This window comes from Thiothrix subterranea, assembly GCF_016772315.1.
Taxonomy (GTDB): Bacteria; Pseudomonadota; Gammaproteobacteria; order Thiotrichales; family Thiotrichaceae; genus Thiothrix; species Thiothrix subterranea.
In genome coordinates, this window is record NZ_CP053482.1 from 2,958,872 (window position 1) to 2,978,099 (window position 19,228).

Here is a 19,228-nt window from a genome sequence, read left to right on the forward strand (position 1 = left end):
TGGGATTTTTTAATTAGTGTTTTTAATTGAATTAAGCAATTTACATTGATAAAGTGTAAGTGGGCATTGGGCTAAAGAGTCAGTGCTGGTTTATTTGAATCTATCTTAAAGGAGTTCTATTATGAACATGAAAAACGTTTTAGGTGCTGCGCTGATGGCTGCTTCCCTAATGGTAAGCGTTGACGCAATGGCGGCACGCGGTGGTGGCTCTGGTAGCCCGGCAGTTGCACAACTGGCGGCAACTCTCACGCCACCTCCAGCACCTGGTCAGCCAGTGGTTGTTCCTGACGTGGGCGCAGGTACTCGTGTAACGACTTTTCAAACTGTTATCGCCAGCAACACTAGCTTCAGCGGTCGTTAATTAGTTGCACTGACCCTCATAGCCCTGCTTTCCATACGGAGAGCAGGGCTTTTTTGTTTATTGTTGGCCAAGTGGTTGCTATAATTTTATTTTTATGGGCTTGGGGAGCGTTTATGTCTGATTGGACTTCTGGCTACGTGGCTGATATTGGCTATACCTATGGTTACTACCCTGAATTGAACCCGTTGCGGGTAAAGCTGGCGTTTCTGCACGCAGGCATGGTATTTCCTGACGTCGGTACTGCTTGTGAACTGGGTTTCGGTCAGGGGATGAGCATCAACCTGCACGCCGCCGCTTCCACCACGCAATGGTGTGGGACAGACTTTAATCCGGCACAAGCGGCTTTCGCGCAAGATGCCGCGAGCGTATCAGGTTCTGCCGCACGGCTTTACGATGAGGCATTCGCTGAATTCGCTCAGCGTGATGACCTGCCGGATTTTGATTACATCGGTATGCACGGTATCTGGAGCTGGATTTCGGATGAAAACCGTGGCGTGATCGTTGATTTCTTGCGTCGCAAGCTCAAGGTCGGCGGTGTGCTTTACATCAGTTACAATACTTTGCCGGGCTGGGGCGCGTTTGCACCCATGCGTCACCTCATGACCGAACACGCCCGCGTTATCGGCGCAGAGGGGAATGGCATTGTTAATCGCGTCAACGGTGCCATCGACTTTACTGAAAAGCTGCTCGCCACCAACCCCAGCTACAGTCGTGCCAATCCACAAATTGCGGAACGCATCAACAAAATCAAAACACAGAGCCGCCATTATCTGGCACATGAATACTTCAACCGCGACTGGTTACCCATGCACTTCGGTACGATGGCGGAATGGCTGGAAAGCGCCAAACTCAGTTATGCTTGTTCCGCGCATTACCTTGATCACATTGATGGGGTCAATCTGACAGCGGATCAACAAGCGTTCTTGAAAGACATACCGGATGCCCAGCTACGCGAAGCGGTACGTGATTTCATGGTCAATCAGCAATTCCGCCGCGATTATTGGGTTAAGGGTGCACGTCGATTCAATTCACTGGAACAAGCGGAAGCATTGCGTGCGCAAAAGGTCATTTTGATAGCACACCGCGCCGACGTACCGTTGAAAGTTAATGGGGATTTAGGCGAAGCCAGTATGTCAGAAGCGGTATATACACCTATCCTGGATCTGATGGCGGATTACCGGGCGCGTACCCTTGGTCAGATTGCCCAAGCTGTACAGGAGCAAGGTATCAGCATTGGGCAAGTGGTACAGGCGGCGATGGTATTGACAGGAGGCAGTTTCATGGCTGCCGTACAAGCAGATGTCACCGTTAACCGAGCACGCAAACATACTGACAAGCTCAATGCTTGGTTGATGGATAAATCCCGTGGTAGCACTGATGTGAGTTATCTGGCAAGCCCCGTGATCGGCGGCGGCGTGACCGTGGGGCGTTTCCAGCAACTGTTTTTACTGGCATTGTCACAGGGTAAAAAGTCCCCAATGGAACAGGCGGGTTTTGTTTGGCAAATACTGGCAGCGCAAGGTCACAAGTTGCTTAAAGAAGGCAAAACGTTGGAAACCACAGAAGAAAACCTCGCTGAACTCACCGCGCAGGCACAAACCTTTGCGGAGAAGCGTTTACCTGTGTTACGGGCGTTGCAGGTTGTGTCTTGAACGGTGATTAGGTTCCACCAGAGGCCGCTTTAGAAATAAACCAGCTAAAAATGCGAAAAAGACAGCGTTAGCAGGGATGTGAAAATTAAAATCTACCGAGGCGTGTAGGAGCATCAGCAAAATGCCGATGCCTGCACCAACCTTGATGAAACGCTCTTGTCCCCAAGATTGCTCACGCATTTGCCACCAGCCGTAAGCATACAGCGCTAGAACAGCGAGAATAATGCCTAAGCCTACCACCCCGGTTTCCAGCAAGAGTTCTAAGTAATCGTTATGGGCGTTATGGGCAAAGCCGATTTGTTCAACCGGCTGAAAGGCATGGTAAACATCGGCATAAGTACCCAGACCCGTACCAAAAGGAAAAAATTGTTGGACAGCTTGCCAACTGACTTCGAGTATTCGCCAGCGCTCATCTTCCATTGGGTTGGCTTGGACAAAGCGATTTAATACGGGAATCAGCCCAATGCTGCTGGCAATTCCAAACCCAATGGTGCTGATGACTACCCCCATGCCTGCTGAACGTTTACCGCCGATATGACGTGCAAACAGCAAGCTGCACAGTAAAAGTCCCAGTATGATTAATGCAACACCCGCCCGGGAACGCGAAAAAACCCCAGCCAGTAATAATAATAAGGCAATACTGCCGAAAATCAGTGCATGGTTAAATTTGTGAATAAAATGGTTAAGATCATGTCCGTCATCCTGCACATGACGGCGACCAATAGTATAAGCTGTTAACCCTGCGGCAAGAGGAAAGGCTATTTCCATTAAAGTTGAAAAATGGTCACGGTTAGGGTAACTGCCAGTAGCACTATCAGTGAAACCAGCAGCGTATTGCGATAAGCCATAAGCGGCTTGTAAAGCCGCAATACCAAGAAAGACATACAGACTGTATAATGTATGCTTTTTATTCATACTGCCGACCGCGAGAAACACCGCTAAAGCCGGTAAAACTGCGAGTAAACTGTATAGACTGTTGGTAGGAATGACTGACAATGCTAGATAGGCGTCAGCTTTACCGTTTTCATCAAGCCAGTCATACACTTGTACGTACAGATCCCTTCCGGGTAATGTACGCCATAGACTTTCGGGTAAAGGCATTAAATACAGCGTTAGAATACTAAGTGCGAATAGCAGAAACCACCATATCGCACCTGTAAACCGTTGACGGCATAAGCCCCACCAACCAATTGTTGCCAGCATAATTAAGCCCATGCATTGCATGATGAGCAAAGCCATTGCTGTATTACCAGCTCTCATTAGTGGGGAAAAAAGCAATAACAGGCATGTCACCCCAAATACAATTTGTTGAGGTAAGCGGGAAGTTGTCATAGAGAAACCCTGTATCATTTTGTCTGAATGGTTACGTCATCGAACCACAAACGTCCGCTAAACAGGTGTTCGTGGGCGTATGGGCTGGCTGCTTCTAAACGTAATAATTGTGTCTGGCATGACGTTGCATTCGCATTATTATCAGGTTTTGGAACATTAAATGTTATTTGTAAGTTTTTCCAGCCATCAGTACTGCCTCTTAGGGCAGAGCCCTCAGCCAATAAAATACTTTGGTCGCCTTCGCAGCGGATACGCCATTGCAGCCCTTTACGATTAGCTACATCGCCAAGACGGTAACTCATCTCCAACATATAATGCCCAGATGGGAGTATCAACTGCTGCCAGACATGTTGAAAGTTGATGATTTGCTGCTGATGCCCCTTAAATGCAATTTGTAAGGCTTTTAGGCCATTGCTACCGCTGATGTTGCCCGTCGTCTTAATGTCGACTAATGGTGTGGGTTGCCAATACCAAGCGAAGCCTTCGTTATGAACTTCACCTTCAAAGCCTCCGTCATAAACCAAGTTGGCTAGTGCCTGTTGGGAAGGCTTCAATGTGTCTAGCCATAATCGCTGAGCTTGTTGCCAACGCTTTTCTTTAATCAGACGATAAACATAAGGCATTTGTTCATTTTTAGAGACAGGTTTGTTTGAGGTCTCACGTGCTTGATAATAGCGGTTGAGTAGATCAATGTTGGGTTCGTTCTGCGCTAAATAAGCGAAAAACGTTGCCCACCAAGAAGGTGCTCGTTCAGCATATTCTAATAGCAATTTTCCTCCCACCTCTTCTTTCAACATATCATGCAAAGGCGGGAAGAGTTTGTCGTTAAATTGAGAGGTAACACTCAGGAGGGTATGTATAGCTTTGGTGGCTTTTTCTAAATCAGGAGGCAGCTTTGACCAGTGACCAAGCATACGCAATTGTACATCACCATGTACAGGCCATAGCAGAGTGGCTAAGTCGGCAAGCCTATCGATAGATTCTAAATTATCACCTTGATAAGCTTGGACAAACTGCGCAACAGCACGTCCACTGCTTAAATTTTGGTTGATACCGCGCAGGGCATAGGCTCTAGCGTCATCCTGTTTTCCTAAGATGAAAGCTTGTTCTGAAAGGTTTGACCAAGCATCAGCCGTGAGAATTCGGCTATCATTTGGGGGTACTTGTTCCAATGGATTGAGTAACGGTGTCCATCTTGTATCGTAAGGGGCTGACAGGCGCTCGGCAAGAATTTGATCATTGCCGCGAGTTACCACCTGCCAGCCCACTAAGGCTACTATCACTACCAATAATGCGCGTTGTAACCACGTTACCATCAGTAAATTCCTTTTTTCGATGAGGTACTAAACTTATAGTATTACGCCGCTTTTTTCCCTGTTAACGCCTTTTTCTTCGGAGTACGCCCGTCACCCTCACTGCTTTCCCCCGCTCCGTAACTGTAGTAGTAGTCATAACTGTAGTAGTTAGAATCACCCACCGCACTTTTTGCTTTAGTAAGCACGACGCCTAACAGGTGGCTGCGAGCTTGCCGCAAACGCTCGTAGGCAGAATGCAAGGGCTGCTTACGGGTTTCATTGTATGCGGTAATGAGCAAAGTGGCGCGGGTATGATTGCCAATAATTAACGCATCGGCTAAGCCAAGTACTGGCGGCGCGTCGATCATGACCAGATCGTAAGGCAGTTGCCCATTTTCGGCTCGCATTGTCAATTCATGCAAATGTTCACTGGATAGCAGCTCAACCGGGTTAGGCGGAATCGGCCCTGATGGAATCGCAAACACATTTGGAATCAGTGTCGGTTTAACCAATGCTTCCAATTTTTCCTGACCGGTTAGGAAATGTACAAAACCCTGACTATTATCCAGTTTAAAGCGTTTGTGTACCGTGGGTTTGCGTAAGTCACCGTCAATAATCAATACTTTTTTACCTGCCTGCGCAAATGCCGTCGCTAAGTTAATGATCGCACTACTTTTCCCTTCGCTAGGGCCTGCACTGGTCACGTTCATAATGCGTGGTGCACCGGTGCGGGTGGCAAACATCAAATTGGTACGCAACGAGCGGAACGCCTCCGCGACGGCCGAAGTGGGTTGTTCAGCGGTCATCAAGTGATACTCGGTGTCGGCGCTGCCTTTACTGCGTTTGCCAATCGCTGGGGCAATACCCAGTAATGGCAACGGTAATAAGCGTTCAATGTCTTCTTTGGTTTTGATGCGGTCATCCAAAAATTCCAATAAGAATGCAGCGACCACGCCAATGAATAAACCCAGTACGGCACCCAATGCCAGATTTAGCTTCTTGTTAGGTTTGTGGACAGCGTAAGGCACAATTGCCGCATCAACCACCGCAATATTGTTGGTGACAGCGCCACTGGCAACTCCCACTTCTTTAAGGCGTTGCAATAAGCCTTCGTATACATTGCGATTGGTTTCCACTTCACGGTTTAAAGTGTTGTAAGTAATGCGTTTGTCACGTAAATCTTGCACGCCTGATACTTGGGTTTGCATCTCTGCACGCAATTCGTCTTCTTTTTGCTTGGCTTCCAAATAATCTGATTTTAAGGCATTTTGGATATTGCGGGTTTCTTGTTGAATCTGTGTTTTCAATTCCGCAATTTGCTGATCAATACCCGTGCGTATATTGCTACTGGCTTTACTCAGTTGGGTATCAATTTTATTGATTTTTTGCTCAAGCTGTACCATCAACGGGTAATCCGGTTTGTAAATTTCCAACTTTTCTTGGTAGTCGGCTTCTAACTTGGCCTTTTCTTGTTCAAGGCGTTGAATGGTGGGGTCGTTAATCGTGGTACTGCTGCTAACTGATTGTGCTCTTACTTCCAGTTCAGTCAGTGCTTTCTTGAGCGTTTGGATCGTGGTGCTGGCCAAAACCGCTGAAGCCATATCCGCTGATTTGACTTGGCTATACTTGGTTTCAGCCGAGATGCGGTCACGTTCGGCGGTGGCTAATGCATTGCTCAAACCAGATAAGCGCTGTTCTTTCATATTCTCATTGTTGATATCCAAAATATCGGCTTGTTTAGCATAGTCGGCAAGCTTGGCTTCGGACTCTTCCAACTTACTTTTGGTTAAGACTAGCTGTTCTTGCAGGAATTGCTCCGCGTAACGGGTAGTACCGGCACGACGCTCCAAATTCATACTGATGTAGTTTTGGGCAATGGCATTGGCAGCATTCGCAGCAAATTCTGGGCTGGCATCATCGTATTGAATATTCACGATTTTAGAGTTTTTCACCGGAGAAATGGTGACATTTGCCAAGAATTTATCCGCTAAGGGGCGTTCACCTTTGACTTCGGTGGCGTCTTGCACAGTTTCTTCAGTACTAAACGCTTCCAACCAATCCGCGTAGAAGGGTTTGGCTAATTGTTCTTGAGTGCCACGCAGTTTGTCTTCAATGCCCATATTGCTAATCACGCGCTCAGCTAAGCTACGGCTTTTGAGCAATTCATAATGGGTTTGATAAAAATCTTTGCTATTTACGCTGCTGCCTTGTGAGGCTTTTGCCTCGACATCGTAATCCAAGAGACGTTGTTCCTCTTGATTGATTTCCATGGTAACGCCTGCTCGATAAATGGGCGTAATACTCAGGGTGAAGATTAAGGTAATCAGCGTGATCAAAATGAACAGGGTGAAGATTACCGCACGCCGCCGCCGAATTACTGACCATAATTGGCGTAAATCGATTTCGTCATCATCACTTTTGTCTTGCTCAAAAATAGCAGGTACAGGTTCTGGTTCGTTAACCGTCATGAATTTACGTTGGCTCAGTGAGGTCACTTCCTGCCGAGGGCGAGAATTATCATCGTCATAAGAAGGGTATTTTTGCGTAATCATAATTTTTACCAAGTGTATCCGTATGCCAAGCCCGTTAGTTTTAATTAAAAGGGTTGATTAACCCTGACATCATGTCTTTTACTTCTTTGAACCAATAGCGACTATCCGAACGGTGCGCCACAATTTGATCATTACCGCGTATATAAGGGTCACGTAAACGCCCATCCCGAATGGCTTGAATATCCAATTGATAGGCTTTAACTTGCTGACCATTGCGTCGAAATAACACTACTTTATCCGGGCTGGCAAGATTAGCTAGACCACCGGCTAAGGCAATGGCTTGCAGAAACGTTATGGAACCTTCGATAGGATAAACGCCAGGTTTATTTACTTCACCCTCTACAGTAACACGTTGATTGGTAAAGCTTTCAACTAAAATGCTAACTTGAGGGTTTTGTAAGTATTTTTGTTGTAACAAGCCACTGAGTTGATTTTCTACGGCTAATGGTGTTTTCCCGCTAACTGATAATGCGCCTATCAATGGCAGGGAGATTTTACCATCTGAACCAACCTTGTATTTTCCCGATAACTCCTCGGCTTGGAATACCTTGATGTCTAGCAAATCGCCTGAACTAATAGCGGTATTTTCAGTGGGTGCTAAATAATCCAGTTCTTGCAAGCTAGAAAAAATACTACCAGATTCAGTAGTGCCTAAGCCGACTTGCTGTGTATCTTCCGGGTGAGCAGGCGGTGTACTACAACTTGCTATTAAAGCGGCACCGACAAATACGGCAGTGACGGGTAACAGGGAGTGCAGCCTGTTTAAATGTTTGTGCATTTCAAAAGCCCTTGAAACGTTAAAAGTCGTCTTAAACGAGGAATAATAAATGTGATCAGGCAAAAAAACGGCTAAACCAACCTTTTTTAGTCGCTAACTGCTCAGAAGCCATGTAAGGCGCAAAGGCTGTCGATAGACCCGGTGGTTGACTCACCGCCGCAGGGTTGGCGTTGTCGAGAATCGCCTGCGGGCGTTCAACGACCATACGCATAATTTCTGCCTCATCGCCGGTAATGTCGATAGCCGCCGCAATGCCTTCCGACAGAATCGGTGGGCGGCGTTCGGTGCCGTGTGCATCAGAGGCAATAATATGCACAATGCCTTCTTGTAGCATCCGCTCAGACCACTGCTTGGCTTTACTGCCAAATTTACCACTGATTGCACCAGCGGTGATTTGAATCCATGCGCCTTGTTGAGCAGCGGTTACAAAATCTTGGTAGTGGTCGTCTAACCAACGTAACCGCTCTGGATGCGTAATCAGAGGAACGTATCCAGCGTTAATGAAGTTTTCAATCTGTTCCAAAAATCCGGTGACAGGCACGTGATGAGAAGGCTCCAGTAAAAAGTAACGTGAGCCGTGTAATGTCGGAATATCACCGTTATGTAAGCCCATCATGACTTCTGGCACCATGTGAACATCCGCCCCTGCAATCAATGTCAGTGGGATTTCGGCTTCATCCAATGCTGCTTGCAAGTGGTGCAAGGCAGGCATAATCGTGCTGGTCGAATTATGATAAATACCCGGATAAATATGCGGTGTACACGCCAGATGCGTCGTACCGTCAGCAACGGCAATACGCGCCATGGCGAGTGATGTTTCCAAATTTTTAGAACCATCACACAACCCCGGTAATATATGGCTATGTAAATCAATCATAATGCGTCACCTGTATCATTAAGTCTCAAATTATATACCATTCATCTGGAAAATTTTGTGAAATTGGTCACACTTTTTGCCGAGTTAAGCAACGCCTTCCAACTTGACAGGGAAGGGAATAACACAACTTGTTGCTTTCTGTGCACTTATATCGGGCGTTACACCAGGGTGTTTAAACCCTTGAATATGGCTGTGGAGCAGGCGATACACTTTAGCTAAATTGCGTTGACGGCAATCCGTATCCAATGAATCTAGCATTTTCGTCACGTCCGCCCATTCCATGCAGGCTTCATGCGCCATAAAAATACGTGGGTGTGAGGTTGTTTGCGGGCTTTCGCCAATCAGCAACTCTTCATACAGTTTCTCGCCGGGGCGTAACCCTGAAAAGCTAAGAGCAATGTCGCCTTGTGGGTGGGCTTCGGTTTGCAACGTAAGCCCTGAGAGATTTACCATGCGTTTTGCCAAATCAACAATTTTAACCGGCTCGCCCATATCCAATACAAATACTTCGCCACCCGTTGCCATCGCTCCCGCTTGAATAACCAGTTGCGCGGCTTCAGGAATGGTCATGAAATACCGAATAATATCGGGATGCGTCACAGTGATTGGGCCACCTTTGCGTATTTGTTCGCGAAATAGCGGTACCACCGAGCCTGATGACCCTAGCACATTGCCAAACCGTACCATACTGAACACTGTGTCACCGGGCATTTTTGCCAAGCCTTGCAGCACTAGCTCTGCCATGCGCTTACTGGCTCCCATCACATTGGTGGGGCGTACCGCCTTGTCCGTCGAAATTAAAATAAAGCGTTCAACGCCTTCCGCCCGCGCCGCTTTGGCAGCTTGTAGTGTGCCGAAAACATTGTTACGCAAGCCTTCGATCGGATTGTGTTCTACCATTGGTACATGTTTGTACGCCGCAGCGTGGTAAAGCGTGTTGATCCCATGTTGGCGTAACGCTTCTTCAACCCGTTGATAATCTTGAACTGAACCTAACATAGGGATAATCGGCACAGATAAGTGTTCGTGGCGGCAAAGGTTTAATAATTCTTGCTCAATTTGATAGAGCGCGAACTCCGATAACTCGAATAAAACCAAACGAGTTGGTTGCAAGCGCACGATTTGGCGACACAATTCTGAGCCAATGGAACCGCCTGCCCCTGTTACCATCACCGCTTTGTTGGTAATGCACTGGCTGAGTAAGTCGGCTTTTGGGGCAACCGAGGAGCGCCCTAGCAGTTCATCAATGCCAATTTCGCGTAATTCGGCAATCGACCGTTCCCCTGAAACCAGATCACTTAACTCTGGAATGGTGCGCACATGTACCGATAGATGATCCAGCGACTCCACAATTTCACGGCGACGTTGATGGCTAACCGACGGCATCGCCAGTAATACTTGTTGAATATGCCGCGTTGCGATCAAATGAGGCAGTTCTTCCATAGCGTGAACCCTTACCCCGTGAATAACGGCTTTGTGCAAGGCGGGGTTGTCATCAACGAAGATTGCCACCCGGTATTCCGGCATACTCGCTAACGTTGCTGCTAATTGAATGCCTGACTGACCAGCACCGTAAATAGCGACGCGAATATGACCATTTTTGTATTGCGAGGTTTGATGGTGATGCCGAATCAAGTAACGGCTGCTTCCCACTAAAAATAACGCTGTTCCCCAATAAATGGGATAAAAAGAACGCGGGATGCCATTCCAGTCAAACAATAAGGCCATTGTACCCAGCAGTACCGCTGACACGGTAATGCCTTGGATCACGGCAAGCAGTGCCTCCCCACCCATGAAACGCACAATCGCTCGGTAAAGCCCCAGTGTGACAAACAGTGGAATCGTTACCAAGGGTGCTGCAATCATCAGCCATTGACCGTCTTGCAAATTAGGTTGCCAAGTACCAAACCGCATAGCAAAACTTATCCACACTGCTAAGGTCAGCAATACGGTATCAGCACCAAGCATAATGATGCGTTTTTGCCAGCGGGGTAGTGCTAACAAGTGTTTATAAGCAGACTTTTGAGTATTCATTGGTACGGCGCTCCCTAATCCGTGTGTATATTCTGTATGCATTCTGAGTTTATTGATGTGTAACGATAATAACCAATAATATATGCTAACATATTGTTCAGATTCATTGTGATGTCATTGATTAAAAAATGATATGAAATTTTCTCTATCCTTCAGCAATAATTAATATTAGACGACCTATAGTTAATTTTATGTGATCAAGTTCACAGTGATCCGAACACGAAACAGGTAATGTTAGTACCAGAGATAATAAGGTACTACTGCTTACTTTATAAGCTGAGTAAGTTTAGTACCAGTGATGGTGAGAGGTCAGTGAATCTTTGGGAATCCTCAAGGTCTATAAGTTTGAGTGATATGCCAAATGTTATATGAGATTAGGGGTTATAATCGTCAGGGGTAAGATCGTGGTTATTAAAGATGAAAAATTGATTGCCGATGCACTAAGCAGTGGTTATCAATGGAGCAGTGAGCGTGTAACTTTCAGTTTGCCTATCATTGGCAGTTCATGGGGGTATGCGGGTGAACCAAATGATTCCATGTACGGTGTTTTATCGGAGTCGCAAGCAAGCCGTGTTCGGGATGCGCTCAATGCTTGGGATGAGGTGACTGCATTAACGTTGACAGAAGTCAATGATATTGTTGGTAAGGGGCAAATACGTGTGGCCTTTGCTAATGTCGGAACGTCTGAGGCAGGTCATGCTTATTATCCGGGAATCACGGAGCAGGCGGGTGATATTTGGTTGGATGATAACTTAAAGAATGTCACCTTTGCGGACAATAGTTACGCCTACTTCTTGCTCTTGCATGAAATTGGTCATGCTTTAGGTTTGAAGCATCCTCATGAAGCGAGTGGCCTTAGCAGTACCGTGCTGCCGACAGAATTGGATGATATGCGTCATACGGTTATGTCTTACCGTGAGCAACCCGATCGTTACCAGTTGAATTTCTATATTAATGAGTCAAACAACTTAGCGTATAGCGCAACATTTGTGTACGCATCAGCGCCCATGTTATTGGATGTATTGGCTATCCAAGCGTTGTACGGTGCTGATTATACGACGAGAACGGGTAACGATACTTATCGTTGGGAAGCAGGCGAAGCGTTTTTTACCACGTTATGGGACGCCGGTGGAACTGATACTATTGATGCATCCAACCAAGTAGCCAGTATTATTAATTTGAATGCCGGGACTTTTTCATCACTGGGTTCAGTCTCAGCAGATGAGTTGAAGCAGTCGTTGGCAGCACAATTTCCACAATATCCTAGCAGTTGGATCGATGAGCGCGTGGATCGCTTTGCAGCCGATGGTACTTTGTATACAGGTAAGGATAATTTGGCGATTGCTTACGGTGTTACGATTGAAAATGCTATCGGTGGTGCTGGTAATGACACATTGATTGGTAACAGCGCGAATAACATCTTGCGCGGTGGCGCTGGGAATGACGTGCTGGAAAGCGGGAGTGGTAGCAATACCCTGTTTGGCGATGCCGGGTATGATGTTGCGCGTTATGCTTCATCTAGCAATGCTTATCGAGTGACGCAGAATGGTGATTCGTGGGAATTAGCATCTCTCAACAGCGGTACAACAGATGTTCTACATAGCATCGAGAGCCTAGAATTTGCTGACAGAAGCTTTTTTGATAGTGTCGAGGCTCAGCAGGTTTATCGGCTCTATCAAGCCGCATTTGATCGCACACCTGACAAGGGCGGCTTAAGCTATTGGATTAGTCAATATGTTGCTGGTAAAGACCTTGCCACGATTTCAGCAGGCTTTACCTATTCACAAGAATTCATGGCACTTTATCCCGTAGGTGATACTTCCGCTTTTTTATACGGTTTGTACGACAATGTGCTGGGACGCACGCCTGATGCGGGTGGTTTAGCTCATTGGCAGGCGGAAATGCAAAAAGGAATGTCAGCGGCTGCGGTGTTGTTGGCATTTAGTGAGAGTGCGGAAAATCGTATAAATTTGGCTGCGATTATTGATGACGGTTTTTGGTTAGCTTAATGAGGTGATTAATGGCGCGTGTATTATTAAATAGAAACGAGTTGTTTAATGTTATTAATAACAATGTTGATGTGGTCGGTAATACGGGTACGGAAACTATTGTCATATTTGATAATATGCCATTCGATGCCGCTAATATTATGCTTGATCAGAGTGTTGAGCATGTGCAGTTTCAAGCAGCGAGCAATGCATATAAATTTCAACAAGTTGGTAACGTCTTGCGAATTTATCAATTTGACGGGGATTTAATCGCAACAGTGCCGGTGGGAACGGGAAATAATTTAGATTTTGCATTCGATAATGGCAAAGCGGTAATTAATTTTTCAGTAAGTGGATCTAGTGCGGGTAAAATTACTGTTGGTGGTGAGGCCGTATCAACCTTGGCAGGTGGTGCGCAACTGGTTGCACCAGTATTAACTAACGGTAATTCTTCGGAACAGCCCAGTCATCAGCCGACCGCGCAAGAACAATTTATGCTGGAGTTATTGAATCGTGCGCGGATGAACCCGGTTGAAGAAGCGAGTCTACTCGGTATTGATCTTAATGAAGGATTAGCAGCAGGAACATTGTCCACGAATCCGCGCCAACCCTTAGCGTTTAATAATGAACTGACAGCCGCAGCACGTTCTCATAGTCAAGATATGCTGGACAATGATTTTTTTGCACATACGAATTTAGCTGGTAATTCTCCTTTCGACCGCATTCAAGCAGCAGGTTATACTTATACCACCGCAGGTGAGAATCTTGCCTATGTTGGTACAACGGCAACGCTTTCTCAAGCATTGATCAATACGTTTGTGCAAGATTCTCATGAGGACTTATTCGTAGATGAGGGAATTATTGGGCGTGGACACCGTATCAATATGCTCAATGCAAACTTTAAAGAAATCGGTATTGGTATTGTGGATGGCAGTTTTAACAATGGTAATGCGGATTTCAATGTAGTGATGTCCACGCAGAATTTTGCAACTCAACCAAATGCAAAAGCAATATTGCTAGGCGTAATTTATGCTGACGCGGATAACAATGCTTTCTATACGCCTGGGGAAGGCATTGGTGATGTTAGTATTGTTATTCTCAATACTGCTACTAATACGACTCAAACACTGTATTCAATGACGGCGGGAGGGTATCAAGTTGCGTTACAAACAGGTGTTTATGATATAACGTATACGTTTGATGGCAATACACAATTTGTCAATGACTTGGTGATTGGCATCGATAACGTTAAGTCTGACTGGTTAATAGCATAATCAGACTTAACAAGCGGTGCTGTTCAGGTAGCAGAGTGTTGCTGTAACGCCTCTTTGAAATGTGCGGCTAACTGTTTCCAATCCGCATATTGCCTGACTTGCTGGTAAGCTGAATTAACAACGTGCGAGTAACTGGCGAGTTGCTGTGGGGCGATAGTGTTTAAAAACGCCGGTATTTCATCCAGTTCTTGCGCAATGTAATCACGTCCTGTCACAAAGATGCCGCCTCGCGCCCCAAAACGGGTGGATATAATCAACTGCCCGCTGGCGGCAGCTTCGAGAATTTTTAAATTAGACCCTGAACCAGCCATCATCGGGTTCAGGGAAATGTCACAGGTGTGCAACAACTTCAGTTTATCAGCATCGCTGACTACCCCTAATAAGGTGAGGTTGGTGGGTATTGCAGTGTGTATTTCTGTCGCTATGGCACGGCAGACACTGCCAGCGATGATGAAATTCAAGTGATTGCATTGCGTGGCAATATCGATAATGGCCTTAAGTGCATGAATATTGGGCAGATGTAAACTTCCCATAAACAGTACCTTAAGGCGATTATCCTTTCTATCAGTTAAGCGTTGTTGAGTCGACACGAACGGAATGCTATCAATATCCACGCCATTGGCAACAATAGCGCCTTGTTTAGCAGCGCCATAATAGTGTTGTAATCTATCCATATCCGCTGTGGTGCAACTGATGACGCAGCTTGATTCTTGAACACAAGCACGTTCTGCTTGCTCCACGGCGGTTAAAGCATCGTTATAACGGTGTACGTCGCCTTGAGATGCCAGCATCTCTTGTTTTAGGTCAAATTCCATATTATGGGCATCGTAGCAAAATGCCCCCGCATAAGCCGAACGTAATGCCGAGTAACCGTAAGGGTGTGATAATACTACCCAATCAGCATTAGCCGTTTCTGTCTTGATCGTGTTTACCCATTCCGGTAGGGCATTAGGGTAAAGCAGTGCAGCAATATCACCCGCTGAGATCCCCAGTTCTTGGGACAACAAGTGTTCACGTTGCTCGTAGTCAAGGGATTTGGCAAGACGGATTTCCTGCATTCCCGGTGCAATGGTCACTGACTCGGTGGCGTGGCTGGCAGGCACTAACGTCACTAATACCACATTCCAGACACGCGCCAGCCACCGATACAGGTGGTAAATACGCAATTGCCCACCACTGACTGGTGGATAAACCGAAAAAGTATTGATGACTACCAGTTTTTTACGTAAGCCAACCACGAGAAATTGATGCAATTCATTCCACGATACTTTATCGGCCCACTGTTTAGCGACTGCGCCGTAGCGGGCAGCTAATGCCGGTGTGTTAGCACAGGTTGTTAATGCTTGTGCCAAACTGGTGACATCCGGTGCAACGACCCAACCCGTTTCAGCGTGTTTAATCAGTTCGGTCACGCCTCCGGCATCGCTGGTGGTAATAACCGGCTTACCTGCTAACATAGCTTCCAGCGTGATTAGCCCGTAATCTTCTTGTTCCGGTACAAAAATCACTGCCAAGGCGTCAGCGTAATACCGGGCTAATTGCTCGTCTGTGACATAGCCGAGGAATACAATGCCGGGATTACCTTGCGCCAAATCTCGCCATGCGGCTTCACAAGGGCCATTACCGGCAATATATAAAGGGTTCGCAACACCAGCAGCTAACCAAGCACGAATAATCAAGTCGATACGTTTGGGTTTGTCCAAGCGACTAGCGGTAAAAAAATAGCGTTGGCTTCCCGTGTACAAGCCGCTTAGGGATGTGGGGTGATAAAATACTTCCACGACACTGTTGGCGGGGAAATAGCCCACACGATTGGCAACGGTATGTGAAATGGCACAATGCCGTTTCACACCGGGGCTAGATTGCCCGACAGTATCCAATAAATGCACAATACTCCGGCTAATTGCACCGGGGAAACCGTACCAATCGGCAGGTAAACGTTGTTTCCACGCCAGAAAAGTGAGTAAAGCCCGAATAATTTCCGGTAAATAGTCACGATTGGCGGGCGGTTTTAACAAAAAGTCATGCAGCGTATGCAATTCACGTGGAAATTGACGCTTATCTGGAATCGCAGTGGATAAGTGCTGCGGATAAGTGTCGTAAAGCCCCCGTAATTTATGTTGCATGTAAATAACATGGTTCGGGTGACTAATCATCCATGCAGGGTATTTTGTACTAATAACTTGATCAAAGTGCAGCAAATCCAAACGCGCAAAGTCGATGTAACTGTGGATAATTTCATCTAAGTTGCGTTCGGGTGAGGGTATTTTGATAAGTTCAGCACTGACGTCGGCGCGTTTATTGAGAGAGTCGACGAGCCCCCACCAAAGATTTTCTGCCCCGCCACGCACAAAAGGCACGCTGCTGGGCGCTACTACTGCAATTTTCACCTTTATCCCTCGGCTGTTAGTTTCTCAACTACATTAGACCAAGAAATACCCAGTTCTGTATACAAGGCGCGTCCAGCACGTCCTTTTTCGCGACTGAGGTGTGGTTGCGTAAACGCTTCATCAATGGCGGCGGCAATGGCTTGCGGCTCAGGTTCACAAATCCAACCATTCAGACCGTGGGTAACAAATTCAAGTGGCCCCCAGCATCCGTTACCGTAATCACTGGTTTGGCGGATAACATGGCCTCTAAGGTTACGTAACCATAGTCTTCGTCGTAAGGCACGAAACATACCGCCAAGGCATGAGCATAAAAGGCAATTTTTTCTGCCTCGGTAATATGCCCTAGCAATACGACTTGTTCAGCCACACCACATGCTGCAACCAGTTGCTGATAATGCGTGTATTGACCACCGATACCCGCCAGTACAATTTTCACGGGAGTTTGTAAGAATTGTGCTGCTTTAATCAATAAATCTTGGCGTTTGAGGGACTCAAGGCGACTGGGGAAAAACACGTAAGGTAATGCTTCTTCACATCGGAAATATTCCACGTAACTGGGTGGGTGATACAACGCTTGGCTGGTGATTTGATTGAATTGCATCAAGCGATCCGCTACCCGTTGTGAGTTGGCAAATACTTTTCGAGCTTTTCCCAGTGCGTCATTGTCATAGGGAACAATTGTTTCACGGAGTTGCTGGTGTGCCGGATTAGCAGTAAGGGGATCAAACAACTCGTAGACTGCCCGGTGTTGATGCATCAGCCATACCCAATGATCTTGGTGTTGAATACCGTATCCCGGAAATTGCAAGCTAATCACGCGGTCAATACTGATGCCGTTGGCTTGATTTAAATCTAGCCCTGCACAATAAGCCATGAGATGTTGTATATCCGTTTCAGGATGAAATTTAAACGGAAAACGAATCAATTCCGTCTCAAATCCAAATTGCTTTAGTGCGTTGTACAAGCCATTGATATGGTAGTCAGCACCACCTTGTAGGAAAGGGGCAATATTCGCGGTTAATAATATCCGCATTATTCTAAATCCCCAATGGCGGCACTTTTATGTGCAATAAGTGCAAAATCCTGCGGACCACATAAATGCCCATTAACACGCGCTGTTAATGGATCATCACCCGGTACTTTAGCGGCTTCCGGGTAGGGGTGTAGGCGCAGGGTTTGAATAGCCTGAAAATTATGGTAAGTCAGTAAGAAAGTCAGTGCAGTCGGGGTAATCGGGTTGCGATGCGTGAAGTCGTGGTAAAAGGTATGTGAGCCTACCAGCACATTTTCTGGATTGGGTGTTTCAAAAATTAATAATCCACCGGGAATTAAGACACGATTAATTTCCATTAACACATTGAACAACGTTGCAAATGGCAAATGTTCAATAACATGAAAACTGGTGATGGCAGATAACGATGCATCTGGCAACTGTTGAAGGTGGGTGAGACCGTCAGCATGTCGTACATCTAATCCCGATTCTTGCCCCAACGTTACCATGACGCCATTCATATCCACGCCATAAGCAGCAATGGCATTATCCCTTAGCAAGGCTAACCACTCACCCCGCCCACACCCAAGATCAAGTACGGGTAAGGTGCTTGATTGTTGTTTGAATTCAAAAACATAAGGAATATAAATAGCAAGTTTTTGGCGAATTTCTGCTAGTGTACCTCGATTAGCATCTTCAAAAGCGAGGTAATAAGCATCCATGTACTCATCTAAATGACGGGCGGCATCACTGGGTGTCAGGGTATGTATTTCCCCTTTTATATCCGCTAACAAATGCCGCAAATGGTATTGTTGGTATAAAGCATCTTGCCGCGCCAAGCTGATGCGCTGATGTTGTGCTATAATTTCTGTTTGTAAGCGATCAGTACGACCGAGTTGTTGCGTGATATGCTCTGCAATATTTTGGTGGAATTGTTGGTGTTCTATTGTTTGTTGATGTAACTGCTGCTTCAGTGTTTCAAGTTCATGATGATAATTCAGTAATACTGTTTGATAGGATATAACCGTATCATTCAGTTGTTGAACAATACCTTCATTTTCGTCAAAGCGCTGTTCTAATTTATCTTGTGTGCTAGTTATTAAATCGTTTGTTATTTCGCGGTTAGAATCAGTCAATAAAAAAACAGATGTCTTGAACAAATATTTTTTTTCGTAAATATATAAGGATTTTTTTATGATTTTACTTAAAAGTTTGGGTAAAACTGATAGCTTACCTAAATTTAATGTTTGAAGCCTACTATAAACTTTCAGGACATAACGGATTAAACCTAAACCGACTACTTGTACACGTTGAGCTTGACCTTCCGCAGAATGTTGCAATTCATGAATAATAAGATGACGACTTTCCTTGTACTTGAGACGGCTGAGATAGTTATATTTGCCACTGTCATCAACCTCACGTTGCAATAGGTAATGATAAACTTTATTCATAAAATCCGTATCGTCGCCAGCCAACAATTCATAAACATGTACCTGTTGCATCCGCAAGTGTCTACTTACTGGCACACGATTTTTCGGGTTTATGCTGAATGCTGCTGATGCAGTGTTATTGGTGGCAAGTTCGCTCGCAACTCCAGTAGCCGTTTGGCGCACTCGCTCAATAATCGACTTGAAAGTTGCATTTAATTCTTGATCGTTCATACTTTCTGGGGTTTCTCACTAAAACTTATGCAGATACGTGTGC

The 19,228-nt window shown here is 45.9% G+C and carries 13 protein-coding genes; 4 read left to right on the plus strand and 9 right to left on the minus strand.

Translation table 11 applies throughout. The features are described from left to right. Positions 1–127: 127 nt before the first annotated feature. Both HMY34_RS14650 and HMY34_RS14655 read left to right on the plus strand, forming a co-directional pair. Positions 128–361 (plus strand): hypothetical protein, encoded by a 234-nt coding sequence (locus tag HMY34_RS14650; protein WP_202716191.1) that lies wholly within the window; start codon positions 128–130, stop codon positions 359–361. Positions 362–474: 113 nt separating this feature from the next. Continuing rightward, entirely contained in the window at positions 475–2,013 is a 1,539-nt protein-coding gene (locus tag HMY34_RS14655) for a class I SAM-dependent methyltransferase (RefSeq protein ID WP_202716192.1), read from the plus strand. On the opposite strand, the gene HMY34_RS14660 is transcribed toward HMY34_RS14655, so the two are convergent. The 6 genes from HMY34_RS14660 to HMY34_RS14685 form a co-directional block, all read right to left on the minus strand. After that, the gene (locus tag HMY34_RS14660) at positions 1,987–3,345 is read right to left on the minus strand and encodes an O-antigen ligase family protein (protein ID WP_202716193.1); all 1,359 of its coding nucleotides are present in this window, start codon (positions 3,343–3,345) and stop codon (positions 1,987–1,989) included. The two genes, HMY34_RS14655 and HMY34_RS14660, sit on opposite strands and share 27 nt — an antisense overlap. A 14-nt stretch (positions 3,346–3,359) precedes the next feature. Beyond that, positions 3,360–4,661: a hypothetical protein gene (locus HMY34_RS14665; protein WP_202716194.1), complete on the minus strand. Its 1,302-nt coding sequence runs from the start codon at positions 4,659–4,661 to the stop codon at positions 3,360–3,362. A gap of 41 nt (positions 4,662–4,702) precedes the next feature. Next, a complete protein-coding gene (locus HMY34_RS14670) occupies positions 4,703–7,192 on the minus strand; it encodes a GumC family protein (protein ID WP_202716195.1) in 2,490 nt (829 codons plus the stop codon). Positions 7,193–7,232: 40 nt separating this feature from the next. Then, on the minus strand, positions 7,233–7,970 hold the full coding sequence (locus tag HMY34_RS14675; RefSeq protein WP_202716196.1) for a polysaccharide biosynthesis/export family protein: 738 nt from the start codon (positions 7,968–7,970) through the stop codon (positions 7,233–7,235). 55 nt (positions 7,971–8,025) lie between these two features. Next, positions 8,026–8,847 (minus strand): tyrosine-protein phosphatase, encoded by an 822-nt coding sequence (locus tag HMY34_RS14680; protein WP_202716197.1) that lies wholly within the window; start codon positions 8,845–8,847, stop codon positions 8,026–8,028. 84 nt (positions 8,848–8,931) lie between these two features. Further along, positions 8,932–10,881 carry a polysaccharide biosynthesis protein gene (locus tag HMY34_RS14685; RefSeq protein ID WP_202716198.1) on the minus strand — a complete coding sequence of 650 codons (1,950 nt, stop codon included), beginning with the start codon at positions 10,879–10,881 and terminating at the stop codon, positions 8,932–8,934. Between the two features lie 404 nt (positions 10,882–11,285). Here HMY34_RS14685 and HMY34_RS14690 point away from each other — a divergent pair, with 404 nt between their 5' ends. Together HMY34_RS14690 and HMY34_RS14695 are read left to right on the plus strand one after the other, a co-directional pair. Next, a complete protein-coding gene (locus tag HMY34_RS14690) occupies positions 11,286–12,890 on the plus strand; it encodes a DUF4214 domain-containing protein (RefSeq protein ID WP_202716199.1) in 1,605 nt (534 codons plus the stop codon). A gap of 11 nt (positions 12,891–12,901) precedes the next feature. Continuing rightward, on the plus strand, positions 12,902–14,143 hold the full coding sequence (locus tag HMY34_RS14695; RefSeq protein ID WP_202716200.1) for a CAP domain-containing protein: 1,242 nt from the start codon (positions 12,902–12,904) through the stop codon (positions 14,141–14,143). A 23-nt stretch (positions 14,144–14,166) separates the two neighbouring features. On the opposite strand, the gene HMY34_RS14700 is transcribed toward HMY34_RS14695, so the two are convergent. The 3 genes from HMY34_RS14700 to HMY34_RS14710 form a co-directional block, all read right to left on the minus strand. Then, a complete protein-coding gene (locus HMY34_RS14700) occupies positions 14,167–16,533 on the minus strand; it encodes a glycosyltransferase family 4 protein (RefSeq protein ID WP_202716201.1) in 2,367 nt (788 codons plus the stop codon). A 169-nt stretch (positions 16,534–16,702) separates the two neighbouring features. Continuing rightward, a complete protein-coding gene (locus tag HMY34_RS14705; RefSeq protein WP_202716202.1) occupies positions 16,703–17,566 on the minus strand; it encodes a glycosyltransferase family 4 protein in 864 nt (287 codons plus the stop codon). Further along, on the minus strand, positions 17,566–19,185 hold the full coding sequence (locus HMY34_RS14710) for a class I SAM-dependent methyltransferase (RefSeq protein WP_202716203.1): 1,620 nt from the start codon (positions 19,183–19,185) through the stop codon (positions 17,566–17,568). The genes HMY34_RS14705 and HMY34_RS14710 overlap by 1 nt, the downstream gene beginning before the upstream one ends. Positions 19,186–19,228: the final 43 nt, after the last annotated feature.

Bases quoted from the DNA above. Each gene is read 5' to 3' on its own strand.
- HMY34_RS14650 (WP_202716191.1), top strand. From the start codon at position 128: ATGAAAAACGTTTTAGGTGCTGCGCTGATGGCTGCTTCCCTAATGGTA.
- HMY34_RS14655 (WP_202716192.1), top strand. From the start codon at position 475: ATGTCTGATTGGACTTCTGGCTACGTGGCTGATATTGGCTATACCTAT.
- HMY34_RS14660 (WP_202716193.1), bottom strand. From the start codon at position 3,345: ATGACAACTTCCCGCTTACCTCAACAAATTGTATTTGGGGTGACATGC.
- HMY34_RS14665 (WP_202716194.1), bottom strand. From the start codon at position 4,661: ATGGTAACGTGGTTACAACGCGCATTATTGGTAGTGATAGTAGCCTTA.
- HMY34_RS14670 (WP_202716195.1), bottom strand. From the start codon at position 7,192: ATGATTACGCAAAAATACCCTTCTTATGACGATGATAATTCTCGCCCT.
- HMY34_RS14675 (WP_202716196.1), bottom strand. From the start codon at position 7,970: ATGCACAAACATTTAAACAGGCTGCACTCCCTGTTACCCGTCACTGCC.
- HMY34_RS14680 (WP_202716197.1), bottom strand. From the start codon at position 8,847: ATGATTGATTTACATAGCCATATATTACCGGGGTTGTGTGATGGTTCT.
- HMY34_RS14685 (WP_202716198.1), bottom strand. From the start codon at position 10,881: ATGAATACTCAAAAGTCTGCTTATAAACACTTGTTAGCACTACCCCGC.
- HMY34_RS14695 (WP_202716200.1), top strand. From the start codon at position 12,902: ATGGCGCGTGTATTATTAAATAGAAACGAGTTGTTTAATGTTATTAAT.
- HMY34_RS14705 (WP_202716202.1), bottom strand. From the start codon at position 17,566: ATGCGGATATTATTAACCGCGAATATTGCCCCTTTCCTACAAGGTGGT.
- HMY34_RS14710 (WP_202716203.1), bottom strand. From the start codon at position 19,185: ATGAACGATCAAGAATTAAATGCAACTTTCAAGTCGATTATTGAGCGA.